The organism is Pseudomonas sp. SR18 (genome assembly GCF_023701505.1).
In the GTDB taxonomy this organism is placed as follows: Bacteria; Pseudomonadota; Gammaproteobacteria; order Pseudomonadales; family Pseudomonadaceae; genus Aquipseudomonas; species Aquipseudomonas cyclaminis.
Genome location: NZ_JAMQAU010000005.1, coordinates 33,967 through 58,134 on the forward strand (window position 1 = coordinate 33,967; position 24,168 = coordinate 58,134).

The window sequence follows — 24,168 nt, forward strand, 5'->3', positions numbered from 1 at the left end:
CGAGTTGCCATAGATTCAGCATCCATGGGAAGTTGTGTAGATACCTATGGCTATCGGGGGCAAGCCCCCTCCCACATGGGTCGAAGCGGTGTCAGTTAGACCGAATCACATGCTTGATCTCCTGGAACGCCGCCAACCCCCACGGCCCCAACTCGCGGCCGATGCTGCTCTGCTTGTAGCCGCCCCACGCGGTCTGCGGGAAGATCACTTGCGGTGCGTTGATCCACACCAGCCCGGCCTGCAAGGCATTCGCCACGCGTTCGGCGGTCCCGGCGTCGGCGCTGACCACACTGGCCACCAGGCCGAAATCGCTGTCGTTGGCCAGGGCAATCGCCTCATCCTCAGTCGCGAAACGTCGTACACACAGCACCGGGCCGAAGATTTCCTCGTTCCATAACGCGCTGTCCAGCGGCACCTCGGTGAACACGGTCGGGCGGATGAAAAAACCTGTCGCCAGATCCGCCGGACGTTCACCGCCGCACAGCAATCGCGCGCCATCCTCGATGCCACGCTGGATATGCGCCTGTACCCGTTGATACTGCGCGCGGTTGATCAGCGCGCCCATTTCCACGTCCTCGGCAAACGGGTCCGCCACGTGAATCCCTTCAGCCCGCACCTGCAGGCGTTGCAGGAATTCATCCGCCAGGCTGTCGGCCACCAGTACGCGACTTGTCGCGGAACACATTTGCCCGGCATTGAAAAATCCACCGCCACACGCCAGTTCTACCGCCAAGTCCAGATCAGCATCCGCCAGCACCAGCAACGAAGATTTTCCGCCCAGTTCCAGGCTGACGCCCTTGATGGTTTCGGCGGCGCGTTGCATCACCTGCACGCCCACTGCATTGCTGCCGGTGAAGGAAATCTTCGCCACGCGACGGTCCGCTGCCAGGGGCGCGCCGACCGCCAGGCCCGTGCCGCAGACCAGGTTGAACACGCCGGCGGGCAGCCCGGAATCGGCGATGATCCGCGCCAATTGCAGCTCCGCCAGCGGCGTGACCTCCGAGGGTTTAAGCACCACGCAGCAGCCGGCGGCGAGGGCGGGGGCGAGTTTCCAGGCGGTGGTTACCATGGGGAAATTCCACGGTACGATCAGCCCCACCACGCCACAGGGTTCACGGCGCAGGCGAGCGCTGAAATCATCGCCGGGCAGCGCCACCGGGCGGTCTTGCCCGGCGTCCAGGTCCTCGGCGACAGCTGCGTAGTACTCGAAGGTGGCAATCACGTCGTCCACATCGATGCCGGCCTCAAACAGCGGCTTGCCGTTGTTGCGCGACTGCAGGTGCATCAACGGTTCGCGCTGTTCGCGCACGCCCTGGGCGATGTTGCGCAACAGGGCACCGCGTTCGTGGCCGGTGGTTTTTGACCACTCGGTAAACGCCCGGCTGGCGGCGTCCACTGCCTGGGTCACGGCAACACTGTCGCCTGCGCTGACCTCGGCCAAGCGGGTTTCGGTCGCCGGGTTGATCACCTCCAGCACGTCATGGCCTGCACGCCATTCGCCGTCGATATACACACCGTTTATGACTGCGTTCATACCGCGACCTCCTTCATCCAAAGCCCCTGGTCGATTTCAATCAGCGTCGGCCCTTGGCGCTCAGCGGCGGCCAGCAGGGCGCTGCGCAAAGATCCGACGCCCTGGATGCGTTCAACCGCGCAACCCAGGGCCTTGGCCACGCCGATAAAGTCCGGCGTGTAGATGTCTACGCCGACCGGCTCGATGGCGCGGTTGAGCATGTATTTCTTGATCTCCTCATAGCCCTGGTTATTCCACAGCAACACGATGATCGGCGTGCGGGCTTCCACCGCGCTGGCCAGCTCCGGCAGGCTGAACTGCAGGCCGCCGTCGCCGATCAGGCACACCACCGGTTGCCCATCGCCGCGCCCCAGCCAGGCGCCGATGGCGGCGGGCAAAGCGTATCCCAAGGTGCCGTAGCCGGTGGAGGAGTTGAACCAGCGGCGCGGGTGGTCGAGGTTGAGGGTCAGGTTGCCGCTGTACACCGGTTGGGTAGAGTCGCCGACCATGACGACGCCGGGCAGTGTCTCCAGGACCGTGTTGAGCAACAGGGTTTGCGCGCGGGTCGCGGCGTCCCAGGTGGGCGTCAGTTCAGCCCACAAACGGGCGACGCGCTCGCCGCCCCAACTGCTGCAGCGCGGCGGTAACGATGTGCTGTCCAACTCGGCGAGCAAGGCTTCGGCGGCGATTTGCGCATCGGCGACCAAGGCAATGTGAGGGGGGTAATTGCGCACGGTCTGGTCGGGATCGATGTCGATGCGCAGCAGCGCGCCGGGAATGTCAAAGCCGCCGGCGAAGGTCACGTCGTAATCGGTTTCCCCAAGCTCCGTGCCGATGGCCAGCACCACGTCGGCTTCGGCGACCAATGCGCGGGTGGCGACCAAAGTCTGTGTCGAGCCGATCAGCAACGGGTGCGCGGCGGGCAGCAGGCCTTTGGCGTTGATGGTCAGCGCCACTGGCGCGCCGAGGGTTTCGGCGAGGCGGGTCAACGCGCAGGCGGCATCGATGGCGCCGCCTCCGGCGAGAATCAGCGGACGCTTGGCGCAGGCCAGTAACTGAGCCATCTGTTTGATCGCCGCAGGTGCGGCACCCGCACGCGCCACGTTGATCGGCTCGCTGCCCAGCAGGGCGTCGGCGTTTTCCACCAGTACATCCAACGGGATCTCGATATGCACCGGGCGCGGCCGACCGGCCTGGAACAGCGCAAACGCCCTTGCCAGCACACCTGGCAACTCCGCCGCCGACATCAAGGTATGGGAGAACGCCGCCACGCCCGCGATCATCGCGCTCTGGTTCGGCAGTTCATGCAACTTGCCGCGCCCGCCGCCCAACTGGCTGCGTGATTGCACGCTGGAAATCACCAGCATCGGGATCGAGTCGGCGTAGGCCTGGCCCATGGCAGTGGTGATGTTGGTCATGCCGGGGCCGGTGATGATGAAACACACGCCGGGCTTGCCGCGGGTACGCGCATAGCCGTCGGCCATGAACCCGGCGCCTTGCTCGTGGCGCGGGGTGACGTGACGGATGCTGGAACGGGCCAGGCCACGATAGAGTTCCACGGTGTGCACGCCGGGGATGCCAAACACCTGGTCCACGCCGTAGCCTTCGAGGAGTTTGACCAACACTTCGCCGCAGGTCGCCATACAGGTCGCTCTTGTTATGGATTCGAGGCGGTATTGGAACGGCTGGCCCATAGCGGCAACAATCGATTAAAAGTCATACTAGCCATGTCCTCACGTCATGGCTGAACCCGATGAAACGCCTTCCACCGCTGCCCGCGCTGCACACCTTCTGGGTCACGGCCCAGTGCTGCAATTTCACCCGCGCAGCCGAGCAACTGCACATTACCCAGGGCGCGGTGAGCCGGCAGATCGCCGGGCTGGAAAGCCACTTGGGTTACACCCTGTTCCAGCGTCAGGCGCGGGGCTTGAGCCTGACCGAAGAGGGGCGCGAATGGTCACTGCGGGCGCAGCAGGTGTTTGGCTTGCTCGGTGACGCCGTGGAGCAGATCGGCAATCGCCGCCAGACCTTGCAGCTCAAGGCGTCCACCTGCGTGATGCGCTGGTTGCTGCCGCGCTTGATGCAGTGGCAAAAGGAGCGTCCGGACGTGCCGGTGGAGCTCACCACCACCGTGGCCTACACCGTGGATTTTCGCCGCGAGCAGTTCGACGCAGCGGTGATCTACGCGCCCGCCGCCGAGCAGTCCGCCGAGGCGCGGCATTTGTTCGACGAGCAACTCACGCCAGTCTGCGCGCCGGGTTTACTGACGGGCTTGCACGCACCGCAGGATTTGCAGCAACAGGTGCTGCTGCATCCCACGCGGGATGAGCGGGATTGGGCGTTATGGTTGAAGGCGGCGAATACCCATGTGAGCAATCTGAGCCAGGGTCATCATTTCGAAACGCTGGACTTGGCAATGACGGTGGCCTCCCAGGGTTCCGGGGTGGCGATTGGCGATAGCGCGTTGATTGGCGAGGATGTGAAGGCGGGGCGGTTGGTCATGCCGTTCGCACTGCGGGTGTCGACGGGGATGGGGTATTACCTGGTGTATCCGCCGGGGACGAAGCCGTCGACCGGGCTTGAAGCGTTAATGGATTGGTTAGTCAGCCAGGCACAATTTCCAGAACACTGAAAGGCAAATGTGGGAGGGGGCTTGCCCCCGATAGCGATGTGTCAGTCAAAGATGCTCCAACTGAACCACCGCTATCGGGGGCAAGCCCCCTCCCACATTTCTTGACCTAGTTGTGTCAGTAACCGACGGTGAAGCGCTGACGCGAATGCTTCGGTGTTTCCACTTCATCAATCATCGCGATGGCATAGTCGGCGAAGCTGATCGCGCTTGTACCTTCGCTGCTCACCAGCAAATCATCCTGGCCCAAGCGGAATTGACCGGTGCGCTCAGTGCCATCGAACAAGGCCGATGGCGACAGGAATGTCCAATCCAGTGCTTGTTCCTTGCGCAGGGTCTCAAGGAACTCAGCACCTGCGCTGGCTTCTGCCTTGTACTCAGCCGGGAAGCCTTCGCTGTCGATCACACGACCGCCGCCGGGCAGCAATAGCGAACCTGCGCCGCCTACCACCAGCAGGCGTTTCACACCCGCCTTCTTCACCGGCCCGATCACGGCACTGGCCGGCAGGGTGGCGAAGTGCGCGGCACTGATCACCACGTCGCTGCCGCTGATGGCCTGTTGCAGTGCATCGGCGTCCAGCGCGTCCACTTGTTTGACGGTGACGTTCGGGCGCGCTGCCAGCTTGTCGGTATTACGCGCGATGGCGATGACGCTGTGCCCACGACGCAACGCTTCTTCCAGCAATTGGCTGCCGGCACGGCCTGTGGCCCCAATGATTGCGATCTTGCTCATGACGTTCTCCAGTACGGTTAAGGTGTGAGAGGTTTCACCACTTCATTTCGCCCTTGGCGACTTTTGCACTCAGCTCCAGGGAGCTTTCGTCGGCCAGGGTGGGGTAACGCGTTTTCATGGCTGCGATGAGGGCGGCGGAGTCTTTGGCCTTGGCCGTTTCTACGTCGAAGGCCTTGATGTAGTCAGCAGTAAATTTGACCGAAGCCAGGGACGGCGTACCCAGGTAGTGACCGGGAATCACGGTGCGCGGTTTCAGGTTTTCGATGCGTTGCAGGGTGGCCAGCCAGTCCTTGTGGGATTGCGCGCCTTGGGTGTCGGCCATCCACAGGTGAATGTTTTCGGCGACCACGACGCCACCGACCACGGCCTTGATCGACGGGATCCATACAAAGCTGCGATCCGGCTGCGGGCCGTCCAGGCCGATCACCTCCAACTGCTTACCTTCCAGCGTCAGGCTGTGGCCTTGCAGCACCTGCGGCACGATGGTTTTAGCCGGTTTGTCGGCGCCCATTTTCGGGCCCCAGAACTCAAGTTTGCCGGCCACGGTGGCGTTGATATGGTCGACCACCGGTTGCGGCGCGAGCACTTTGGCCTCCGGGAACGCAGCCGTCAGGGTGTCGAGGCCGAAGTAGTAATCCGGGTCGCCATGGCTGATGTAGATGGTGGTCAGGTGTTTGCCGCTGGCGCGGATCTTCTGTACCAGTTGCTCGGCTTGGCCTTTGCCGAATTGTGCGTCCACCAGGATCGCGTCTTTGGCGCCGCTGACCAGCACCGAGGTCACCGGGAAAATCGCCGCTTCGCCAGGGTTGTACACATCGAGGGTCAGGTCGGCCGCCGACGCATGGGCGGCAAATGCCAGGGCGGCGGTGGCCAGAGTCAAGCGCTTGAGGGTTGAGAACATCGGACAGCTCCAGCAATCGGTTCAAAGGATGCACAGAGCTTAGTTGCACCAAACGGGACTAAAAATGCGATGCTGGAACATAGTTTGTTTCTGAAATCGGGCAAATCATGGATCGTCTTCAAGCAATGCGCGTGTTTGTCACCGTGGTGGACCTGGGCAGCCAGTCTGCCGCCGCCGACCACCTGGACCTGTCGCGCCCGGTCGTCTCACGTTACCTGGCCGAGCTGGAAGACTGGGTTGGTGCGCGTCTGATGCACCGCACTACGCGCAAACTCAGCCTCACGGCGGCAGGCAGCGAAACCCTGCCGCGCTGCCGACAATTGCTGGAGTTGTGCGGCGACATGCAGGCCGCCGTCAGCGAACCGGATGACGCACCCCGTGGCCTGCTGCGCCTGAGTGTCAGCACCTCGTTCGGCCAGGCGCAATTGGCCGAGGCCATTGCCGAGTACGTCAAGCGCTACCCCTTGGTCACTGTCGACCTGCAGATGCTCGACCGCACGGTGAACCTGGTGGATGAACGCATCGACCTGGCCATCCGCACCAGTAATGACCTGGACCCGAACCTGATCGCACGGCGCCTGACGGTCTGTCGCTCCGTGGTCTGCGCCACCCCGGCGTACCTGCGCGAGCTTCCGGCCCCGCAAAAAGTCGAAGACCTGGCCCGGCACAACTGCCTGACCCACTCGTACTTCGGCAAAAACCTGTGGCATTTCGAGGAGCATGGCGAGCACGTGTCGGTGCCAGTGCACGGCAATATCACGGCCAACGAGGCCAGCACGCTGTTACGCCTGACGCTGGCCGGGGCCGGGGTGGCCATGCTGCCCAGTTACCAGGCCGGCGATCACATCCGCCGTGGCGAACTGGTGCGCCTGCTGCCCCACGCCGAGCCTCGGCAGATGAATATCTACGCGGTCTACGCCTCACGCAAACACATGCCGTCGGCGCTGCGCAGCCTGCTGGATTTCCTGGTATTGAGATTCCCTGAAGAGCCGGCGTGGGACGTCGGTCTGTAAGGCGACATAAGCCTGTTGAATGTCGTCCAATAATGGCAACTCGCCCTGGCTGGCCTATGCTTTAAACAGCACCGTGTGGATCCGTCCAGAGGTCTGTGCCATGAGCATTAAAACCAGAAAATACCTGATGATTGTCACGCTCTGCGCCTTGGCCAGTGCGCTGTACGGGACTGCCGCCTACCGCGTCGAACAGACCCGCATGCAGCCGACCTTTGCGATCAGCTGCCATCAGGACCAATGCGTGCCCCACACCGGCAGTTTCAGCGCGCTCAGGTAGCCGGCGATTCGGCTTTGAGTTGCTCGCGGAACGCCTTGGGTGAGAACCCGACCCGTCGGCGAAACAGCCGAGAGAAGTTGGTCGGGTCGGAGAACCCCAGCACCTCCGACATTTCATTGATGGTCATGCTGGTGTAAGTCAGCAGGCGCTTGGCCTCCAGCAATTGGCGGTCATGCATGATCTGCAACGCAGGCTGCCCACCCAGTTCCCGACATGTCCCATTCAAGTGTGAGACCGAGATACCCAGCTTGTGGGCCAGATCCTCAATCTTCGGGTGTTCCCGATAGTGCTGTTCGACCAATTGGGTAAACCGCCGGAAATACTCGCGGCCCCTTGGCGCGCGCGGATGGCGGCGCTGGATGGCCTGGCGGCTGACCCACACCAGCAGCACGCTGACCAGGGCGTGCATCATCATGTCCCGGGCCGGTTGGTCGTCGGCGTATTCGTCCTGCAGGCGGGCGAACTGGGCGTTGAGGTAGTCACTGTCCTTGCCGGCCGGGTAACTTCCCAAGGTTTGCAAACCGCCCGCCGTCGCACCCAGTTGTGCCTGCAAGTGGCTCACCAGTGGCGCAGAGAGTGTCACCACATACCCTTCGACATCTTCGGCAAAACGAAACCCATGCACGCACAACGGCGGCAATACCTGCAGCGTGGCTTCGTTGAGCGTGGTGCGCTGGCCTTCGATTTCCAGTTGGGCCTGGCCCTTGTGCACATACAGCAGCTGGCACAGATCCGCGTGCCGGTGGGGTTGGATTTCCCACTGGTATTCCCGACTGCGCCGGGAAATGGTTTCGCAGTGCAACAAATCGGGGGTCGGCCATTGCTGGTTTTCCCCGTAAAGCTTGAAGACCGGAATCGCGGTGTCTGTCATGGTTTCAATCCGATACTCAGGACGGTTGTGCGGTAATCGCCCAAATTGGCAAAAAGCGCAGGGTTTGTCGCAGTTTTCACCTTCTTATGCCGTTCACTCAAGTGAAAAATGTCAGCCATAAGATCAATGACAACTCTTTCACTTGATCCGTTCGAGTGGAACTTGCGGGCGATAAAAATAATGAAAACGCTGAAAACCCAAGTCGCCATTATCGGCGCCGGTCCTTCTGGACTGTTGCTCGGCCAGCTGCTGCACAATGCCGGCATCGAGACCCTTATCCTAGAGCGCCAGAGCGCCGATTACGTGCAAGGCCGCATCCGCGCCGGGGTGCTGGAGCAAGGCATGGTCGACCTGCTGCGCCAGGCGGGTGTCAGCCAACGCATGGATGCCGAAGGGCTGGTGCATGACGGCTTTGAGTTGGCGCTGGACGGGCATCTCACCCACATCGATCTCAAGGCCCTGACTGGCGGCCAATCGGTGATGATCTACGGCCAGACCGAAGTCACCCGCGACCTGATGGCCTCCCGTGACGCGGCCGGCGCCGTCACGTTCTACGAAGCACGTGACGTGCAGCCCCATGATCTTAAAACTGATCGACCCTGGCTGACCTTCGAACACCAGGGCGAGGCGTTCCGCCTGGAGTGCGATTACATCGCCGGCTGTGATGGTTTCCACGGCGTGGCGCGCCAGTCGATCCCGGCTGAGTCACTGAAAATCTTTGAACGCGTCTACCCCTTCGGCTGGCTGGGCATCCTCGCCGACACCCCGCCAGTACACGACGAACTGGTGTACGCCAAGCACCCCCGTGGCTTTGCCCTGTGCAGCATGCGCTCGCCGACCCGCAGCCGTTATTACCTGCAAGTGCCTGCCGAAGAACCGTTGGACGAATGGTCGGACGAACGCTTTTGGGATGAATTGAAAACCCGCCTGCCCAGCCGCCTGGCCGAGCAGTTGGTCACCGGCCCATCGATTGAAAAAAGCATCGCGCCGCTGCGCAGTTTTGTGGTGGAACCGATGCAGTACGGGCGCCTGTTCCTGCTCGGGGATGCCGCGCATATCGTTCCGCCCACCGGCGCCAAGGGCCTGAACCTGGCGGCCAGTGATGTGAGCACCTTGTTCCGGATTCTGCTCAAGGTCTATGGCGAGGGGCGCGTGGATTTGCTGGAGCGCTATTCGGCCATTTGCCTGCGCCGGGTGTGGAAGGCCGAGCGGTTTTCGTGGTGGATGACCTCGATGCTGCATCAATTCCCGGAGGCGGACGGCTTCAGCCAGCGCATCGCTCAGAGCGAACTGGAGTACTTCATCCACTCCGAAGCCGGGCGCAAAACCATTGCGGAAAATTACGTCGGGCTTCCTTACGAGGCTATCGAATAGCCTGCTATCGTATTCAGCATTCCCGTGGGCCGTCTTTTCCTACGGGCCTTGCTTGAAGGTTCTGTCGTGACTCAGCTCAATCAGCCTACGCCACCGCTCCCGGCGGTGCGCAGTATCCTCGCCTCGTTGATGATGGCGATCTTCCTCGGCGCCTTGGACCAGACCATCGTCGCCGTGTCCATGCCCGCTATCTCCGCGCAATTTCACGACGTCAACCTGCTGGCCTGGGTGATCTCCGGCTACATGGTGGCAATGACGGTGGCGGTGCCGATCTACGGCAAGCTTGGCGACCTGTACGGGCGCCGGCCGATGATGCTGATCGGCATGGGCTTGTTTACCGTGGCATCGCTGTTCTGTGGCATGGCGCAAAACATGGAGCAACTGGTGCTGGCGCGGGTGCTGCAGGGCATCGGTGCTGGCGGCATGATCTCGGTGAGCCAGGCGATCATCGGCGACATCATCCCGCCCCGTGAGCGTGGGCGCTACCAGGGCTATTTCAGCAGCATGTACGCAGTGGCCAGCGTGGCCGGGCCGGTGTTGGGCGGTTACATGACCGAGTATCTGTCGTGGCGCTGGGTGTTCTTGATCAACCTGCCGCTGGGCGCCGGCGCCTGGTATGTGGCGCATCGCACGCTGGTAGGGCTGCCGGTGCCGCAGCGCAAGCCGATCATCGATTACCTCGGTACCGTCTTGATGATCGTCGGCCTGACCGCCTTGTTGCTGGGTATTACCGAAATCGGCCAGGGCCATCATTGGCGTGACCCTGAGGTGCTGGGCTTGCTGGCCTGCGCGCTGGTGGCGTTGACGCTGTTTGTGTGGCACGAGCGCCGTGCGCGGGAGCCTTTGCTGCCGATGCACCTGTTCGTCAACCGCAGCGCAGTGTTGTGCTGGTGCACGGTGTTTTTCACCAGTTTCCAGGCGATTTCCCTGACGGTGCTGATGCCCCTGCGCTTTCAGACCGTAACCGGAGGCGGTGCCGACAGTGCGGCCTTGCACTTGTTGCCCCTGGCGATTGGCTTGCCGATTGGCGCGTATTCCGCCGGGCGCATGACCTCAGTGACCGGGCGCTATAAACCGATGATTCTCAGTGGCGCACTGTTAAGCCCGCTGGCAATCCTGGGCATGGCCTTCAGTGCGCCCCAGGATGTGCTGCTGACCGGTATGTTCATGCTGCTGTGCGGGATCGCCGCCGGGATGCAATTCCCCACCTCCCTGGTGGGCTCGCAAAACTCGGTGGAACAGCGCGACATCGGCGTCGCCACCAGCACCACCAACCTGTTCCGTTCCCTTGGCGGTGCGGTGGGCGTGGCGTGCATGTCGGCGCTGCTGCTGGCGTTGTTGCAGGATTCGAGCTTCGCGCATCTGGCCAGCGGTGCGCTGGTGGCCGAGGGCAGTTCTGGCAATGTGCTGCTCGACGGTCTGAACGCCGCGCCAGGCCCGGCGCAGGATGCACTGCGCGGGGAGTTGGGGGTGACGTTCAGGCATTTGCTGATGGTCAGTGCGGCGGTGTCGCTGCTGGGGTTGGCGGCAGCGATTGCGATGCCGAATCGGGTGCTGCGCGGGCGGGAAGACAAAGCGAAGTAACTGGCGCGATAGAGATCAACGTGTGGGAGGGAGCAAGCGCCCTCCCACAATTTCAGGCATCCGCGTCCAGATCACGGGCTGTAGTAACCCACCGCAACCATGAAATGCCCGGCCTTGCGCACATAGGCATGCTTGTTCTCGACCTTGTCCGTCACCGGGTTTTTCCAGCGGTACTTGTATTCTCCCTGATCCTGCTCCGCCATCAGCTTGAGGATCGGCTCCCCCACCGGTCTGCCGTCCGGGTCCTTGATCTTGCTGAAGTCGGTGTTGATCAGCCGCAGGGTGGTGCCGTGGGCCACGTAGCGTTGGGTGTCCAGGTCGACCACGAACACATAGAGATCATCCTGCAGGAAGCCGCCCTGCAATGAGTTGATGGCCTTGAGCGTACCGGCTTCATCCTTGAGCAACGCGTTAACCGCTTTGTTGCGCAAGGCCCGGGCCTGTTACGGGGTCGCCCGTGGCAGGTAATAGCCCACGGCCAGGATGCGTTCACCCACCCGCTGATAAAACACGTGCTTGTGCTCGACCTTGCCGTCGTTCCAGTTCTGCCAGCGATAATCCGCCTGCTGGATGCCCTGGCCTTGCGGTGTCTTGAGCGCGGTCTTGAACGACTCGCGCAAGTCCGGCCCCAGTACCTCGTTGACGTCCCGGCCGATCAACGCGGAGGAGGGACCGCCGCTGGCCAGCAGTACGCCCTGGGTATCGATCACGAACACGTAACGGTCCTGGTCGATAAATTCCCCTTGGCGGCTGAACGCGGCAAAGGCCTTGTCGCCATTGCTCTGGTAGTAGACCAGGGCTTTTTCCAGCAGGGCCTTGGCCGCCTGCGCGTCCTCATCCTGAGTTGTGGCGGCGTGCACTTGGCTGAAACACAACAGCAGCAGCCAGGTGACGCGGAGCATTCCCTTCATGGTCCGTCCTCGTTTTTATTGATGTGACAAGAGCGTAGACGGCCTTGGCTAGGGCGCTGCCAACCATTGGTCGACAATGCCTTGGTACACACCGGTCGCGACGCTCAGGTGCAACCACTGGTCGACATAGCTTTTCCAGGCCACGTCATCGCGGGGCAGCAAAAAGGCTTTTTCGCTGTACTGCATCTGCCGCTCAGGATTGACTGCACACAGGCCGGGCTTTTGCTTCTGCTGGTAACGGGCTTCGCTGGCATCGGTGATCATGACGTCTGCCTTGCCAGCGAGCAGTTCGTCGAAGATGGTCACGTTGTCGTGCAGGCGGATCTGCGCCTGGCCCAGGTGGGCACGGGCAAACACTTCATTGGTGCCGCCTGCCGGTTCGATCACCCGTACCTGGGGCTGGTTGATCTGCTCGACAGTCTGGTAGCGCTGCACATCGGCGCAGCGCACCAGCGGAATCTTGCCGTCGACGCCAAGGGACTGGCTGAAGAAGGCTTTTTTCTGACGCTCCAGGGACACCGAAATCCCCCCGACGGCGATATCGCAGCGTTGCGCGAGGAAGTCCGGCATCAGGGTTTTCCAGGTGGTGGGCACCCAGGTGATCTTCGCGTTGAGGCTCTTGGCCAGGGACTCGGCCATGGCAATGTCGATGCCTTCATAGGTGCCATCAGCGCGCAGCTTGGTGTAGGGCGTGTAGTCGCCGGTGGTGCATACGCTGAGGGTGCCGCGCTGGAGCACCTCGTCGAGGCGTGACGGGGCAGTGTCGGCCAGGGCGCTGGTGGCCAGGCTCGCCAGTACACACAGGGCTAAGGGTGCTTTCATGCGGTCGAGTCCTTGGGGCAGGGTGGGGGCAGCCATTATTTCCAGCGCGGGGCAGGGTGGCAAGGCGTGGCGAATGTTTAGCCGGCGCGTAACCAAACTCCGTCATCCCTGAATTTACGCGCCTATCCCGGCGTGTGAGGCTGCGGGCATCTCCATCACCGTGATGCGCCCATGGACGGTTCCGCCGCCACTCACCTCGCGACACTGCCGTCCATACTGGCATTCTGGGCGCTGTTCCATTGTCGGCATGCGCGCCCGCCGGATGCCTTTCTCCTACGTTGATTTACCCCATGGATGACGCGCCTGTGTGCGCATCTGCCTGAAGCAAACGTATGAGAAACCCTATGCGCGATTTCGCCAGCCTGCACGAAGCCCACTCTTTCCTTGAGCAGCACCCGGACATCGAGATGTTCGAGCTGTTTATCCTCGACAACAACGGCGTACCGCGTGGCAAGTTGCTGCACCGCGATGAACTGCTGGCGGTGTATGAAAGCGGCCGGCCATTGCCCAGCACCATCCTCGGCCTGACCATCAATGGCGATGACGTGGAGAACTCCGGCCTGGTGTGGGAGGTGGGTGATATCGACTGCCGCGCCTACCCCATCAGCGGCAGTTTGCAGCGCATGCCGTGGCGGCTGATCCCCACCGCAGCGGTGCAAGTCAGCATGCACCCCACCGAAGGCCTACCCGCCACCGTGGCCGACCCCCGGCATGTGCTGGCCAGGGTCATCGACGGGCTCAACGCCGATGGCTATTACCCGGTGATGGCGGCCGAGCTGGAGTTCTACCTGCTCGACCAGAAGCCCGACAGCCACGGCCGCCCGCAACCAGCGCGGGATAGGGATGGCGGTCGCCCGCGTTCGACCCAGGTCTACGGCCTGCGCGAACTGGAGCAGATCGAGCCCTTCCTCGCCGACCTCTACAGCGCCTGCAAGCTGCAAGGCATCCCGGCGCGCACGGCCATCTCCGAATACGCTCCCGGCCAAGTGGAAATCACCCTGGAACACCGCGCCGACGCGCTGCAAGCCATGGACGAAGCAGTGCGCTACAAGCGCCTGGTCAAGGGCGTGGCGCACAAGCACGGGATGACGGCGTGCTTCATGGCCAAACCGTTCGACGATCTGGCAGGCACCGGCATGCACATGCACGTCAGCCTGGCGGATGCCCAAGGCCATAACCTGTTCGCCAGCGAGGCGGCCGACGGCACGCCGCTGCTGCGTCAGGCCGTGGGCGGGATGCTCGGCACCTTGCTCGATTCCCTGCTGATGTTCTGCCCCAACGCCAATTCCTATCGCCGCTTCCAAACCAACAGCTACGCGCCCCTGGCCGTCACCTGGGGCGTGGACAACCGCACCGTCAGCCTGCGCGTGCCCGGTGGCCCGGCACATTCGCGGCATATCGAACACCGCATCTGCGGCGCCGACGCCAACCCTTATCTGGCCGCTGCCGCGATCCTGGCCGGCATTCACCGAGGGATCCGCGAACAGCGCGACCCCGGCGCGCCGGTGGAAGGCAACGGCTACGCCCAGGCCACGGAGTTTCTGCCCACCGATTGGCTCACCACCTTGCGTGCGCTGGAAGGCTCAAGCTGGGCCAGAGAAGCGTTTGGCAGTGAATTCCTCGGTGTGTACCTGGCGGTAAAACGCGCTGAGTATCGCCAGTTCATGGGCGAGGTGGGCGAGCAGGATTGGCGTTGGTACCTGCATCAGGCCTGAGTGGATGAAGGGGAGTGGACGCTTCGACCTTTTTTTCACGTTGCGCTGGTTAAGCTGCGAATCAAGGTCGTTCACCCCTGTTTAACCCCAATGAGCCCGTGATGTCGCCACAACCACCATCCTCCATCGAGATCGAATACGCCGAGCGCTGCGGCCTTGAACATGCCAAGGTCTGCGCAGACACGCGCCCACCGGGACTGCGTCGGCGGCTGGCGTCGTGGCGTGACGAGTGGCTGGTGCGCCAGGCGCTCAAGGTTGCCGGCGAACCGGGGTTGATCCTTGACCTGGCCTGCGGTTCAGGGCGTTTCTGGCCGGTGTTGGCCGAACACATCAACCGGGTGATCCTCGCCTCGGACAATTCCCAGGACATGCTCGACCACGCGTGCACCCACCACCCGGCGGCGTTGCTCAAGCGGGTCAAGACCTTTCAGGGTTCGGCGTTTTCCATCGGTTTGTCGGAGAACGCGGTGGACTGCATCTTCTGTTTGGAGTTGTTTCGCCATGTGCCCAACAGCGAGGGACGCCTGGCGTTGCTGGGCGAGTTTCACCGCGTGAGCCGCGATACGGTGATTGTCTCGGTCAATTCACGCACTGCGGTAGACGACGAGTTTCGCCAGGCCGGCTTCAAAGTCCTGAACCAGCAGGAATTCATGCCAGGCTCAAACCTGTGGCGGGTCTATGTGCTGCGTAAGAAAGGATAACTCCGTCCCGTAGGGCTATTCTTCATCTCCTGTCTGAGTTTTCATGGTTGCCAGTGCACTGCGGATGCTCGCTAGCCCCTTTCGCGATATATACTGCGCGCCATTCTTCAAGGGAGAGCCGTGTGGCCATCGATATTCACTGGATCTGCGACAACGATAGCCTCGGCCAGCATTGCGCCGAATGGCAGCAGTTGCCATTCGTCGCCCTCGACACCGAATTCATGCGGGTCGACACCTTTTATCCCATTGCCGGGCTGATCCAGATCGGTGATGGCGTACGCGCTTACCTGATCGATCCCCTGACCATCGACAACTGGCAACCCTTGGCCGACCTGCTGGAAAACCCGGCGGTGATCAAGGTGGTGCACGCCTGCAGCGAAGACCTCGAAGTCCTGCTGCGCCTGACCGGCAGCCTGCCGGTGCCGTTGTTCGACACCCAATTGGCAGCCGCGTACCTGAATCTCGGTTTCTCCATGGGCTACTCGCGACTGGTCCACGCCGTGCTCGACATCGATCTGCCCAAGGGCGAGACCCGCTCGGACTGGCTGCAGCGACCATTGTCCGAGACCCAGGTCAGCTATGCCGCCGAAGACGCGGTGCACTTGGCCGAGGTCTACATTCGCCTGCGTCCGCAGCTGTCGGACGATAAATACGCCTGGGTGCTGGAGGACGGCGCCGAACTGGTGGCCAACCTGCGCCGCGAAGTCGACCCGTACGAGGTGTACCGCGACGCCAAGCTGGCGTGGAAACTGTCTCGCGCCCAACTCGCCGTGCTGCGTGAACTGTGCGCCTGGCGCGAACAGCAAGCCCGCGCCCGTGACTTGCCGCGCAACCGCATCGTTCGCGAGCACTCGTTGTGGCCCCTGGCCAAATCCCAGCCGGATAACCTCGCGGCCCTGGGCAAGATCGAAGACATGCACCCGCGCACCGTGCGTCAGGATGGCCAGTTCCTGCTGGACCTGATCAAACGTGCCGGCAGTGTGTCCATGGACCAATGGCCGCCGGCCGTGGCGGAACCGCTGCCGGTGGACGCCGCCAACCTGATCAAGCAACTGCGTGCCCTGGGCCAGACGTTCGCCGAACGCCTGGAGATGGCGCCGGAACTGATGCTGCGCAAGAAAACCCTCGAAGCCCTGGTTAAAAGCGGCTACCCCGATGGGCCTTATAAATTGCCAGACTCGCTGCGTGGCTGGCGCCGCGAGTTGATGGGCCAGGCGCTGCTCGACAGCCTGGCCACTGCCGGAGAACAGCCTTGAAACGTATTTGCTCCATCTACCGCAGCCTGAAAAAAGACGGCATGTACCTCTACGTGCTCAAGAGCGATGCCCTTGAGCGTGTGCCGGAACCGTTGATGGCCGCCTTCGGCAAGGCCCATCTGGCGTTCGAGATGATCCTGACGCCGGAGCGCAAGCTGTCGCGCGAAGACATCCTGGTGGTCCTGGAAAACCTCGACAAACAGGGCTACCACCTGCAAATGCCGCCGGCCGAGGACGAGTACATCGAACACTTGCCCGAAGAGCTGCTGCGCCGCAACGACCCGATGTAATCGGTCAGTGCCTGCTTCAGGGCACAGGTTTCAATGGAATCGTATTAGTGGGCGGTGGCCGTAAGGATGCGGGCGGCCGTCTGCATTGTTTTTGAAAGGTTTGAACCATGCGTGTTCTGATTGCTGAACAGGATCACCCGCTCTACGCCCAACTGCTCAACGATGTGGCGCCGGACCTTGAGGTGCTCACCAGTGGCGACTCGGCCGAACTGTCACGCCTGGCCGCCGATTGCCCGGTCTGGCTGGGCCAGCCGGACCTGCTGGCGACATTGCTGCGCCAAGGCCACCAACCCCAATGGCTGCAATCGACCTGGGCCGGTATCACGCCCCTGCTGGCCGAAGGCTTGCCCCGCGACTACCGCCTGACGCGCGCCGTCGGCATTTATGGCCAGGTCATGGCTGAGTTTGTCCTCACGTATATGCTCGGCCATGAGCGCGAAGTGCTGGCGCGGCTGGTCAGCCAGGTCGAACGCAAGTGGGACAGCCGCACCGGCCAGAGCCTGGCGGGGCGCAAGGCATTGATCGTGGGCACCGGCGATATTGGCCAGAGTGTGGCCGAGTTCCTGGTGCCGTTTGGCGTCAAGCTGTATGGCATTGCCAGTACTGAGCGTGAGCAAGCGCCGTTTATCGAAGTGGCCGGGCTTGATCAGCTCGGGCGTCTGGTGGGCGAAGTGGACTACGTGATCAACCTGCTGCCCAACACGCCGAACACCCACGATCTGTACGACGCGGCGCTGTTCAAACAATTCAAACCGACCGGCTTGTTCATCAATGTCGGGCGCGGTGTGGCGGTGGTGGATGCTGATCTGGTCGAAGCTCTGAAAGAAGGGCACCTGGCCGGCGCCGTGATCGACGTGTGCCGCCAGGAACCGCTGCCACAGCGCCATCCGTTCTGGACCGCCTGGGGTTTGCTGTTGACCGGGCACAGCTCTGCGCCGACGTCGCCGCCGATGATGGTGGAGTTGTTTCTGGAGAACCTGCGGGCCTATAAGGCCAATGAAGCGCTGCGCGGAACCGTGGATTTCGAGCGGGGTTACTGAACTGTGGGAGCGGGCTTGGCCCCTCCCACAGTGGCAAAGCGTCCGTCTTAAAGGCTGAAGTCACCTTCCGATACCAGCTCGCTCAGCGGCTTGCGCGGGCTTGGCGCTTCACGACCTTGCAGATACTCCGGCAGGGTCGACTTGTCTCCCAGCTTGCCAACGGCCACGGCCGCATGCAGTGCATAGCCTTCTGGAATCTTCAGTTCCTTGCGGGTCAGCTCCTGGTCGAAACCGGCCATGCCGTGGGTGTGCCAGCCGCTGAGGCTGGCTTGCAGCGCCAGGTGGCCCCAGGCCGAGCCCGTGTCGAAGGTGTGCCACAGCGCCGGGGTTTCTTCGGTGGCGCCGGGGGCGACGAAGTCGGTTTTCGAGGCGATGATCACCAGGGCCGAGGCATGCTGCGCCCAACCGCGGTTGAACTCGTTGAGCAGACCCAGGAAACGTTCCCAGTCCGGCGTGTCACGGCGCGCGTAGAGAAACCGCCACGGCTGCGAGTTGTAGGCCGACGGTGCCCAACGGGCGGCTTCGAAGAAACTCAGCAGGGTCTCTTGCGAGATGCTCTCGCCGGTAAAGGCGCGGGGCGACCAGCGGTCGGTGAACTGGGTGTGGATCGGATGGTCGGCAACACGTGTCATGAGCGGTTCCTGATCGTCAATTCGGCGCTCAAAGCTACTGCGCGCCCGCTAGACTGACAAGTGTTGTTACACCGCCAGTCGTAAGCGCTTGGTTCCAAGGGGCTTGGGCACTAGACTGGCGGCCTTTTCACCTACCGATACTGATGTTGAGCCATGGCCGCCAAAGTCGAACCTTTCTGGATACGCAAAACCCTCGAACACCTCGACCAGGAGGAGTGGGAATCGTTGTGCGACGGCTGTGGCCTGTGCTGCCTGCAAAAGCTTGAGGACGAAGACGACAACAGCGTCTACTACACGCGCATCGCCTGCAAACTGCTCGACCTCAAGACCTGCCAGTGCACCGATTACCCCAACCGCCGCGCCTCGGTGCCCGACTGCATCCAGCTCACCCCAGGCCAGGCCGACCAGTTCAAATGGCTGCCGCCCACCTGTGGCTACCGCCTGGTCAGCGAGCGCAAGGACTTGCCGCTGTGGCACCACCTGGTCTGCGGCGACCGCGACGCCGTGCACCACGAACGCATTTCCCAGTCCGGGCGCATGCTCAGCGAAGGCAGCGTGCCCGAAGACGACTGGGAGGATTACCTGATCTTCCGCGCAGGCTGAAAAAGGAGTGTGTATGAAGGTGGCAACCCAGCTGGCGGCAAGCCTGGTGCTGCTGGCGCTGAGCGTGCCTGCGTGGTGCGCCAGGAAAGTCGACCTGGATTATCACGTCAAACTGCTGCCCCAGAGCGATCAGGCTGAAGTGCGCCTTAGCCTGTCACAAGGCTCGGCGGTACGCAGCCTCGACTTCGACCTGGGCCGTACCGGCAGTTACAGCGACTTCAAGGCCGACGGCCAGTGGCAGGTCAGCGGCGAGCGTGGCGTGTGGCAACCCAGCGCCGACAAGGCCAGCCTGACCTACCGCGTGCACCTCACCCAAGCGCGCAAGCCGGGCAGCTATGAAGCGCGCATGACCCCGAGTTGGGCGCTGTTTCGCGGCGAAGACCTGGTGCCGACCGCGCGGCTCGACCAGCAGGATGGCGTCGAGTTGGTCTCGCGCCTGGTGTTCGAACTGCCGGCGGGCTGGAAAAGCGTCGAAACCGCCTGGCCGCGTATCGGCAAGCACAAATTCCGCATCGACAACGTTTCCCGCCTGTTCGACCGGCCCACCGGCTGGATGCTCGCCGGCACCTTGGGCAGCCGCCGCGTGCGCCTGGGCGAAACCGAAGTCACCGTAGCGTCGCCCAAGGGCCAGGCCATGCGCCGCATGGATGTGCTGACGTTGCTGACCTTTGTCTGGCCGCAGGTCGAGGCTGCGTTCCCGCGTCATCCGGCGAAGCTGTTGGTGGTGGGCGCCAGCGACCCGATGCGCCGGGGCGTGTTCTCGGCCCATGACTCGATCTACCTCAACAGCCGCACGCCGCTGGTCAGCGAAAACGGCAGCAGCCCGTTGATTCGTGAAGTGGTGCAGGCGATTGCACGCTTCAACGATCACGACACCAGTGACTGGATCAGCGAAGGGTTTGGCGAGTATTACGCCATCGAACTGCTGCGCCGTGCCGGCGGGATCACTGATGAGCGATATCAGGCAATACAGGTGCGCCTGAGCAAGGAAGGCAAGGACGTCACGACGTTACGTGGCGAGCACGTCAGCGGCGCAACCGTGGCGCGCGCAGTGGTGGTATTGCAGGAGCTGGACCGCGAGATTCGCGTGAAAACCCATAACAAGCGCTCGCTCGACGACCTTGCGCAGGCAGTGATGCGGGCCAATAGCATTACGACGAAAGAGTTTGTGCAACTGGCCGAAAGCATCATTGGCGAGTCGTCGGTGATGCTGGACAGCAAGTTACTGCGCTGAAGTCCCCGTCATGCACGAAACAAAATGTGGGAGGGGACTTGCCGCCTCCCACATTTGAATCTAACCAGTGGTTTTAACGGCCTTCTCAGCCGCCACTTCAGCTTTGGTCTTCAGGTTCTTCAGCTCTGCCCCGGCACGCTCGACCTTGGTGCGCAGGCTGTTCATTTCCTGACGACCCTGTTCCAGCTTGTCCTTGAGCGAGCTGTGCCCGGTAAAACCACGGGCCAGTGCCACACCGCCGATCGCCACCTGAATCAAACCGAAAATCCCGCCACGGCGCAGGCCTTTGCCCACCATCATCACGCCACCGGCCACCGAGCCGATGCGCTCCCAGCCGTGCACGTTTTGCGTGGGCTGAGTCTGGAACGGCGTGTGTTCGATGATAGGTCGCACGTTTTTGCTGTCGCTCATGATCTGTCTCCAACAAGGGCAAGTGTAAGTAGCTGACTGCTGGCGGGCGTCGGATGTTCCCAAAAAATCAGTACTTGGGGCCCGAACGGGTGTTGTTGCCCTTGGCCAGGCGGTCATAAAGCACCACGTTGACCGTCGCGGCGAGGTTCATGCAGCCGGTGGTCGGGATGTAGACCACGTCTTCGCACCAGTCACGAATCTCTTTATCCAGCGAACCGTCTTCCGGGCCGAAGATATACAGGGCGCGGTCGGGGTGGGTGTACTCGGGCAGCGGGCGGGCGCCTTCCACCAGTTCCACGGCGACCGGGATGCAGCCCAGGGGCAGGATTTTTTTCAGGTCATCGATGCCGATCAGCGGAATGTCGTGATGGACCTTCTTGGTGTCGGTAATGAAGTCCCGGGCGCGCTCGTAACGCACGCCGGTGTAGAACACCGAGGCCACGCCGTAGCAGCCGGCGGCACGCATGACCGAGCCGACGTTTTCGGGGGATTTGGGGTTATACAGGCCGATGCAGCTGTAGCGTTTATTGCCCACGGGAGTGCCTTTAAAAAGGCAGCATTATAGCGGCAAGCTACGAGCTGCAAGTTAAAAGCAGGGCGGCTTTTTCTTGCAGCTCCCAACTTACAGCTTTCAGTCGTCCTTCTTCATCAACCCCGCCAACGCCGCAAACGGGTTGTGCGTCGCCTTGGCAATCGTCGGGCTGCTGGTGGAGCCTTCGCCGAAGTACTGCTGGTCGGTGTAGCGCGAGTGTTCGTTGTCGTGGCAATACAGGCACAGCAACTCCCAGTTGGAGCCGTCCTGGGGGTTGTCATCATGATTGTGGTTACGGTGGTGTACGGTGAGTTCGCTCAGGCGCTTGCCGGCGAATTCACGGGCGCAGCGGCCGCACACGTGGGGGTACATTTTGAGGGCTTTGTCGCGGTAGCCCATTTCCCGGTCGCGCTGGGCATCGGCCAGGATGCGGTCCAGCTTGGCAGTGTGGGAGGGCGGGTTGGTCGAGCTCATGATGGCTCCTGGCTATTTGGTGGGTCACGGATAGCGTTGATTCTAGCCGTCGGCGGGCGTTTGTAGTATCGGTTCATTCATTTCACAAGGATCTGAAACCTATGCGTTGGCACACATGGACAGTTGCACTGCTCTTCGGCGCCCTGGCGGCTCACGCCCAGGCGTTCTCCACACCTCAGCCGGGCCAGGTGATCGAGGTCGCCCTCGAACAGTTGCACCCGACCCAGGCCGTAGTGGGCTTAGATCAGATCTATTACAGCCTCGGGTTGTTTGCCGACAAACCTACCAAAGCCTTCGATGAATACTGCGAGACCAACGGTCAGGGCGAGGCCGACAAGGTGCCCAAGAACGCCAAGCTGCTCCAGCCCACCAGCTTCACCTGCAAAGACCCGGTAGGCACCCACCCCGACGATATGAAAACCGTGGTGGTCGGCCCCGGCGGCCAGTTGTACCTGACCGATGGTCATCATAGCTTCACCACCCTGTGGGAAACGCCGGGGGCCGGCCCTCGATTGAAAATGTGGGTGAGGGTGACCGACGATTTCAGCAGCAGCCCAGACCTTGCGACCTTCTGGCTGCGCATGGAAGCGGCCCGCAAGGTCTGGCTCAAGGACAATCAGGGCCAGACCCTGCCGCCTGCGCAACTGCCGGCCCACCTGGGGTTCAAGAACCTGCAGGACGACACCTTTCGCAGCCTGGTGTATTTCACCCGCAAGGCTGCCTACGGCAAGCCGGACGTGGGGAAGGTCGCACCGGAATTTCTGGAGTTCTATTGGGGCAACTGGCTGCGCACGCAGATTGATCTGGGCCAGTACGACCTGAATAAAAAAGGCGGCTACAAGGCCGCTATCGAAGCGGTGGCCAAGCGCATGGTCAGCCTGGCGCCCGGCTCACAGGTCGGGGACAGCGGTTTCACTGCGCAGCAACTGGGCGGCATGAGCAAACTGGATCGCGATGAGCTGGAAAAGACCTTCGATAAAAAAGTGCCGTATGTCATCGACTACCGCAAATCCCACAACTGACCAGGGATCAAAAATGTGGGAGGGGGCAAGTCGAATCGTCGCACCGTCCCTCCCACATTAGATTTACGCTGTCGGGGACGCATGCTCAGCCCTTGAGCTTTTCCGCAATCCAGATGGTGTGACGCGTGCCCTTGTTGCCATGGGCAAACACCTGCACTTCCTCGGCCTTGAAACCGGCCTTGCGCAGTTTGTCGCTGAACAGTTTGTCGGCGCTTGCCGACCACACCGCCAGCACGCCCTTGGGCCGCAAGGCCTTGGCGCAGGCTGCGAGGCCGCCGGCGGAGTAGAGCCAGCTGTTGGCTTTTTGCGTCAGGCCTTCGGGGCCGTTGTCCACATCCAGCATGATCGCGTCAAAGCCCTGGGGCTCGGCTTGCAGCACCTTGGCCACGTCTTCCATACGGATCACGGTGCGCGGGTCCAGCAGTGGACGGCCGGACTTTTCCCCCAGCGGCCCACGGTTCCATTCCACGACGCCCGGCACCAGTTCGGCCACGACCACTTCGGCGGTTTTGCCCAGATGCTTGAGCGCCGAGGCCAGGGTAAAGCCCATGCCCAGACCACCAATCAACACCCGAGACCCCGGACGACCGGCAACCTTGCGGCAGGGGATCTCAGCCAGGGCATCTTCGGAGCCGTGCATGCGCGTGTTCATCAACTGGCCGCCGTCACCGCCCTGGATCTTGATGACAAAATCCTCGCCGTATTCGAACAGGCACAAGGCACCGCCGTTGTCGGGGATCGGGGTGGTGTCCAGCAGAACGAAACGTTTCATGGAAATCTCATTGGGAAGGGCATTCTTGCGCGGTTGGGAGTAGCCTTACGACATTCCGGTCAGGCCATGGAGCCATCGATGAAGTGCAGCATTCTAACGGTCATTGTGTTGAGCGCGCTCGCATTGGGTGCGGCGCAGGCTCAGGAGTTGCAAACCGTACCGATCGCGCCCGCGCCAACCCCAGGTGCGCCGGGCACGCCGACGCCGACGCTGTATCCCCAGGTCAGCCCGCCAGCGCTGCCCAAGACCAACGGCTCGCCGCCCTTGGCGCCCATCGTGCTGCCGACGCCACCGAAGGACCAGACGGTGCCCGGTCTGCAGCAGAACGACAGCAAACCGAAAACCCCCGGCGGTTAAAACGGTTGGGACAGTAACTGCCCATCCGCCATGCGCAGGCGCTTGGACAAGGCAATCGCAATCGCCCGGATGATCTTGGCGGCCACCCGTGGTGTTTCGTTGAGCATTTTTTCCAGGGAGTCCTTGCCCAGGTTCAACAACACGCAGTCGCTGGCCGCCACGCAACTGGCGGAGCGCCGCTCGCCGTCAAGTACCGCCATCTCACCAAAGGCCCGACCACTGCGCAGGGTGGCGATGGTCAGGCGCTGGCCGTCGTGATTGGTTTTCTGCACCGCCACCTGGCCGCTGTGGATGATGCACATAAAGGTGCCGGCATCGCCTTCGAGGAAAATCGCTTCGTCCTGGGCAATGCTGCTGATATTGAAGTAGCCGGCGGCGACGTGAAAATCCTCCGGCAGCAGAGGGTCGAACAGGCCGCAGTCCATGAGCATGTCGCGGATTTCATCGTTCAGTAAAGTCGGTTGTGGCATGACTGGTCCATCAATCGGTAAGCGGTCCTGT

Annotated in this window: 26 protein-coding genes and 1 pseudogene; 14 read left to right on the forward strand and 13 right to left on the reverse strand. The window is 62.2% G+C overall.

Features of this window, described 5'->3' with window-relative positions:
* Positions 1-91: 91 nt before the first annotated feature.
* Both NDJ82_RS09545 and NDJ82_RS09550 read right to left on the reverse strand, forming a co-directional pair.
* Positions 92-1,534, reverse strand: a complete 1,443-nt coding sequence (locus tag NDJ82_RS09545; RefSeq protein ID WP_250925348.1) for an aldehyde dehydrogenase family protein — start codon at positions 1,532-1,534, stop codon at positions 92-94.
* Positions 1,531-3,156, reverse strand: coding sequence for a 5-guanidino-2-oxopentanoate decarboxylase (locus tag NDJ82_RS09550; RefSeq protein WP_250925349.1), 1,626 nt, complete (start codon positions 3,154-3,156; stop codon positions 1,531-1,533). Before NDJ82_RS09550 ends, NDJ82_RS09545 begins: the two co-directional genes overlap by 4 nt.
* A 110-nt stretch (positions 3,157-3,266) precedes the next feature.
* Here NDJ82_RS09550 and NDJ82_RS09555 point away from each other — a divergent pair, with 110 nt between their 5' ends.
* A complete protein-coding gene (locus NDJ82_RS09555; protein WP_250925350.1) occupies positions 3,267-4,145 on the forward strand; it encodes a LysR substrate-binding domain-containing protein in 879 nt (292 codons plus the stop codon).
* 115 nt (positions 4,146-4,260) lie between these two features.
* Here NDJ82_RS09555 and NDJ82_RS09560 read toward each other — a convergent pair whose 3' ends face one another.
* Both NDJ82_RS09560 and NDJ82_RS09565 read right to left on the reverse strand, forming a co-directional pair.
* Positions 4,261-4,875: an NAD(P)-dependent oxidoreductase gene (locus NDJ82_RS09560; RefSeq protein ID WP_158877128.1), complete on the reverse strand. Its 615-nt coding sequence runs from the start codon at positions 4,873-4,875 to the stop codon at positions 4,261-4,263.
* A gap of 34 nt (positions 4,876-4,909) precedes the next feature.
* Positions 4,910-5,776, reverse strand: coding sequence for an MBL fold metallo-hydrolase (locus NDJ82_RS09565; protein WP_191958333.1), 867 nt, complete (start codon positions 5,774-5,776; stop codon positions 4,910-4,912).
* Between the two features lie 107 nt (positions 5,777-5,883).
* On the opposite strand from NDJ82_RS09565, the gene NDJ82_RS09570 reads away from it, so the two are divergent.
* Positions 5,884-6,789 carry a LysR family transcriptional regulator gene (locus NDJ82_RS09570; protein ID WP_112194048.1) on the forward strand — a complete coding sequence of 302 codons (906 nt, stop codon included), beginning with the start codon at positions 5,884-5,886 and terminating at the stop codon, positions 6,787-6,789.
* 100 nt (positions 6,790-6,889) lie between these two features.
* Complete coding sequence (locus NDJ82_RS09575; RefSeq protein ID WP_177411513.1) at positions 6,890-7,066, forward strand: hypothetical protein; 177 nt, start codon at positions 6,890-6,892, stop codon at positions 7,064-7,066.
* On the opposite strand, the gene NDJ82_RS09580 is transcribed toward NDJ82_RS09575, so the two are convergent.
* Positions 7,059-7,937 carry a helix-turn-helix domain-containing protein gene (locus tag NDJ82_RS09580; protein ID WP_099587466.1) on the reverse strand — a complete coding sequence of 293 codons (879 nt, stop codon included), beginning with the start codon at positions 7,935-7,937 and terminating at the stop codon, positions 7,059-7,061. The two genes, NDJ82_RS09575 and NDJ82_RS09580, sit on opposite strands and share 8 nt — an antisense overlap.
* A gap of 189 nt (positions 7,938-8,126) precedes the next feature.
* On the opposite strand from NDJ82_RS09580, the gene pobA reads away from it, so the two are divergent.
* Both pobA and NDJ82_RS09590 read left to right on the forward strand, forming a co-directional pair.
* Entirely contained in the window at positions 8,127-9,311 is a 1,185-nt protein-coding gene (pobA, locus tag NDJ82_RS09585; protein WP_250925440.1) for a 4-hydroxybenzoate 3-monooxygenase, read from the forward strand.
* A 66-nt stretch (positions 9,312-9,377) separates the two neighbouring features.
* Entirely contained in the window at positions 9,378-10,895 is a 1,518-nt protein-coding gene (locus NDJ82_RS09590; protein WP_250925351.1) for an MDR family MFS transporter, read from the forward strand.
* A 71-nt stretch (positions 10,896-10,966) separates the two neighbouring features.
* Here NDJ82_RS09590 and NDJ82_RS09595 read toward each other — a convergent pair.
* Both NDJ82_RS09595 and NDJ82_RS09600 read right to left on the reverse strand, forming a co-directional pair.
* Positions 10,967-11,806 (reverse strand): annotated as a pseudogene (locus NDJ82_RS09595) (cache domain-containing protein).
* Between the two features lie 48 nt (positions 11,807-11,854).
* Positions 11,855-12,628 carry a transporter substrate-binding domain-containing protein gene (locus NDJ82_RS09600; RefSeq protein ID WP_099587462.1) on the reverse strand — a complete coding sequence of 258 codons (774 nt, stop codon included), beginning with the start codon at positions 12,626-12,628 and terminating at the stop codon, positions 11,855-11,857.
* 344 nt (positions 12,629-12,972) lie between these two features.
* On the opposite strand from NDJ82_RS09600, the gene NDJ82_RS09605 reads away from it, so the two are divergent.
* The 5 genes from NDJ82_RS09605 to NDJ82_RS09625 all read left to right on the forward strand — a co-directional run bounded on the left by NDJ82_RS09605 (position 12,973) and on the right by NDJ82_RS09625 (position 17,630).
* Positions 12,973-14,343, forward strand: a complete 1,371-nt coding sequence (locus NDJ82_RS09605) for a glutamine synthetase family protein (protein ID WP_099587461.1) — start codon at positions 12,973-12,975, stop codon at positions 14,341-14,343.
* A gap of 101 nt (positions 14,344-14,444) precedes the next feature.
* A complete protein-coding gene (locus NDJ82_RS09610; protein WP_250925352.1) occupies positions 14,445-15,044 on the forward strand; it encodes a class I SAM-dependent methyltransferase in 600 nt (199 codons plus the stop codon).
* A gap of 122 nt (positions 15,045-15,166) precedes the next feature.
* Positions 15,167-16,300 carry a ribonuclease D gene (gene rnd, locus NDJ82_RS09615; protein WP_099587459.1) on the forward strand — a complete coding sequence of 378 codons (1,134 nt, stop codon included), beginning with the start codon at positions 15,167-15,169 and terminating at the stop codon, positions 16,298-16,300.
* Complete coding sequence (locus NDJ82_RS09620) at positions 16,297-16,590, forward strand: YcgL domain-containing protein (RefSeq protein WP_099587458.1); 294 nt, start codon at positions 16,297-16,299, stop codon at positions 16,588-16,590. Before rnd ends, NDJ82_RS09620 begins: the two co-directional genes overlap by 4 nt.
* A 107-nt stretch (positions 16,591-16,697) precedes the next feature.
* A complete protein-coding gene (locus NDJ82_RS09625; protein ID WP_099587457.1) occupies positions 16,698-17,630 on the forward strand; it encodes a D-2-hydroxyacid dehydrogenase in 933 nt (310 codons plus the stop codon).
* A gap of 47 nt (positions 17,631-17,677) precedes the next feature.
* Here NDJ82_RS09625 and NDJ82_RS09630 read toward each other — a convergent pair whose 3' ends face one another.
* On the reverse strand, positions 17,678-18,262 hold the full coding sequence (locus NDJ82_RS09630; protein WP_158877118.1) for a nitroreductase family protein: 585 nt from the start codon (positions 18,260-18,262) through the stop codon (positions 17,678-17,680).
* Between the two features lie 153 nt (positions 18,263-18,415).
* On the opposite strand from NDJ82_RS09630, the gene NDJ82_RS09635 reads away from it, so the two are divergent.
* On the forward strand, positions 18,416-18,865 hold the full coding sequence (locus tag NDJ82_RS09635) for a YcgN family cysteine cluster protein (protein WP_003172524.1): 450 nt from the start codon (positions 18,416-18,418) through the stop codon (positions 18,863-18,865).
* A gap of 13 nt (positions 18,866-18,878) precedes the next feature.
* Complete coding sequence (locus NDJ82_RS09640) at positions 18,879-20,099, forward strand: hypothetical protein (RefSeq protein WP_250925353.1); 1,221 nt, start codon at positions 18,879-18,881, stop codon at positions 20,097-20,099.
* 60 nt (positions 20,100-20,159) lie between these two features.
* Here the strand turns inward: NDJ82_RS09640 and NDJ82_RS09645 are convergent, their stop codons facing one another.
* The 3 genes from NDJ82_RS09645 to NDJ82_RS09655 all read right to left on the reverse strand — a co-directional run bounded on the left by NDJ82_RS09645 (position 20,160) and on the right by NDJ82_RS09655 (position 21,516).
* Positions 20,160-20,510: a YgaP family membrane protein gene (locus tag NDJ82_RS09645; protein WP_099587454.1), complete on the reverse strand. Its 351-nt coding sequence runs from the start codon at positions 20,508-20,510 to the stop codon at positions 20,160-20,162.
* A 67-nt stretch (positions 20,511-20,577) separates the two neighbouring features.
* On the reverse strand, positions 20,578-21,045 hold the full coding sequence (locus tag NDJ82_RS09650; RefSeq protein WP_003189607.1) for an RNA methyltransferase: 468 nt from the start codon (positions 21,043-21,045) through the stop codon (positions 20,578-20,580).
* Positions 21,046-21,141: 96 nt separating this feature from the next.
* Positions 21,142-21,516: a YajD family HNH nuclease gene (locus tag NDJ82_RS09655; protein WP_003210675.1), complete on the reverse strand. Its 375-nt coding sequence runs from the start codon at positions 21,514-21,516 to the stop codon at positions 21,142-21,144.
* A 101-nt stretch (positions 21,517-21,617) separates the two neighbouring features.
* On the opposite strand from NDJ82_RS09655, the gene NDJ82_RS09660 reads away from it, so the two are divergent.
* A complete protein-coding gene (locus NDJ82_RS09660) occupies positions 21,618-22,538 on the forward strand; it encodes a ParB/Srx family N-terminal domain-containing protein (RefSeq protein ID WP_250925354.1) in 921 nt (306 codons plus the stop codon).
* Positions 22,539-22,623: 85 nt separating this feature from the next.
* Here the strand turns inward: NDJ82_RS09660 and NDJ82_RS09665 are convergent, their stop codons facing one another.
* Positions 22,624-23,310, reverse strand: coding sequence for a spermidine synthase (locus tag NDJ82_RS09665; protein ID WP_058411058.1), 687 nt, complete (start codon positions 23,308-23,310; stop codon positions 22,624-22,626).
* Between the two features lie 78 nt (positions 23,311-23,388).
* Here NDJ82_RS09665 and NDJ82_RS09670 point away from each other — a divergent pair, with 78 nt between their 5' ends.
* A complete protein-coding gene (locus tag NDJ82_RS09670; protein WP_250925355.1) occupies positions 23,389-23,667 on the forward strand; it encodes a hypothetical protein in 279 nt (92 codons plus the stop codon).
* On the opposite strand, the gene NDJ82_RS09675 is transcribed toward NDJ82_RS09670, so the two are convergent.
* The gene (locus NDJ82_RS09675; RefSeq protein WP_099587452.1) at positions 23,664-24,137 is read right to left on the reverse strand and encodes a cyclic nucleotide-binding domain-containing protein; all 474 of its coding nucleotides are present in this window, start codon (positions 24,135-24,137) and stop codon (positions 23,664-23,666) included. The genes NDJ82_RS09670 and NDJ82_RS09675 overlap by 4 nt on opposite strands.
* Between the last annotated feature and the right edge of the window lie 31 nt (positions 24,138-24,168).

Excerpts from the sequence above, each read along its gene's own strand:
- NDJ82_RS09545 (WP_250925348.1), bottom strand. The coding sequence starts at position 1,534 with ATGAACGCAGTCATAAACGGTGTGTATATCGACGGCGAATGGCGTGCA.
- NDJ82_RS09550 (WP_250925349.1), bottom strand. The coding sequence starts at position 3,156 with ATGGCGACCTGCGGCGAAGTGTTGGTCAAACTCCTCGAAGGCTACGGC.
- NDJ82_RS09555 (WP_250925350.1), top strand. The coding sequence starts at position 3,267 with ATGAAACGCCTTCCACCGCTGCCCGCGCTGCACACCTTCTGGGTCACG.
- NDJ82_RS09560 (WP_158877128.1), bottom strand. The coding sequence starts at position 4,875 with ATGAGCAAGATCGCAATCATTGGGGCCACAGGCCGTGCCGGCAGCCAA.
- NDJ82_RS09565 (WP_191958333.1), bottom strand. The coding sequence starts at position 5,776 with ATGTTCTCAACCCTCAAGCGCTTGACTCTGGCCACCGCCGCCCTGGCA.
- NDJ82_RS09570 (WP_112194048.1), top strand. The coding sequence starts at position 5,884 with ATGGATCGTCTTCAAGCAATGCGCGTGTTTGTCACCGTGGTGGACCTG.
- NDJ82_RS09575 (WP_177411513.1), top strand. The coding sequence starts at position 6,890 with ATGAGCATTAAAACCAGAAAATACCTGATGATTGTCACGCTCTGCGCC.
- NDJ82_RS09580 (WP_099587466.1), bottom strand. The coding sequence starts at position 7,937 with ATGACAGACACCGCGATTCCGGTCTTCAAGCTTTACGGGGAAAACCAG.
- NDJ82_RS09600 (WP_099587462.1), bottom strand. The coding sequence starts at position 12,628 with ATGAAAGCACCCTTAGCCCTGTGTGTACTGGCGAGCCTGGCCACCAGC.
- NDJ82_RS09605 (WP_099587461.1), top strand. The coding sequence starts at position 12,973 with ATGCGCGATTTCGCCAGCCTGCACGAAGCCCACTCTTTCCTTGAGCAG.
- NDJ82_RS09610 (WP_250925352.1), top strand. The coding sequence starts at position 14,445 with ATGTCGCCACAACCACCATCCTCCATCGAGATCGAATACGCCGAGCGC.
- NDJ82_RS09625 (WP_099587457.1), top strand. The coding sequence starts at position 16,698 with ATGCGTGTTCTGATTGCTGAACAGGATCACCCGCTCTACGCCCAACTG.
- NDJ82_RS09630 (WP_158877118.1), bottom strand. The coding sequence starts at position 18,262 with ATGACACGTGTTGCCGACCATCCGATCCACACCCAGTTCACCGACCGC.
- NDJ82_RS09635 (WP_003172524.1), top strand. The coding sequence starts at position 18,416 with ATGGCCGCCAAAGTCGAACCTTTCTGGATACGCAAAACCCTCGAACAC.
- NDJ82_RS09640 (WP_250925353.1), top strand. The coding sequence starts at position 18,879 with ATGAAGGTGGCAACCCAGCTGGCGGCAAGCCTGGTGCTGCTGGCGCTG.
- NDJ82_RS09645 (WP_099587454.1), bottom strand. The coding sequence starts at position 20,510 with ATGAGCGACAGCAAAAACGTGCGACCTATCATCGAACACACGCCGTTC.
- NDJ82_RS09655 (WP_003210675.1), bottom strand. The coding sequence starts at position 21,516 with ATGAGCTCGACCAACCCGCCCTCCCACACTGCCAAGCTGGACCGCATC.
- NDJ82_RS09660 (WP_250925354.1), top strand. The coding sequence starts at position 21,618 with ATGCGTTGGCACACATGGACAGTTGCACTGCTCTTCGGCGCCCTGGCG.
- NDJ82_RS09665 (WP_058411058.1), bottom strand. The coding sequence starts at position 23,310 with ATGAAACGTTTCGTTCTGCTGGACACCACCCCGATCCCCGACAACGGC.
- NDJ82_RS09670 (WP_250925355.1), top strand. The coding sequence starts at position 23,389 with ATGAAGTGCAGCATTCTAACGGTCATTGTGTTGAGCGCGCTCGCATTG.
- NDJ82_RS09675 (WP_099587452.1), bottom strand. The coding sequence starts at position 24,137 with ATGCCACAACCGACTTTACTGAACGATGAAATCCGCGACATGCTCATG.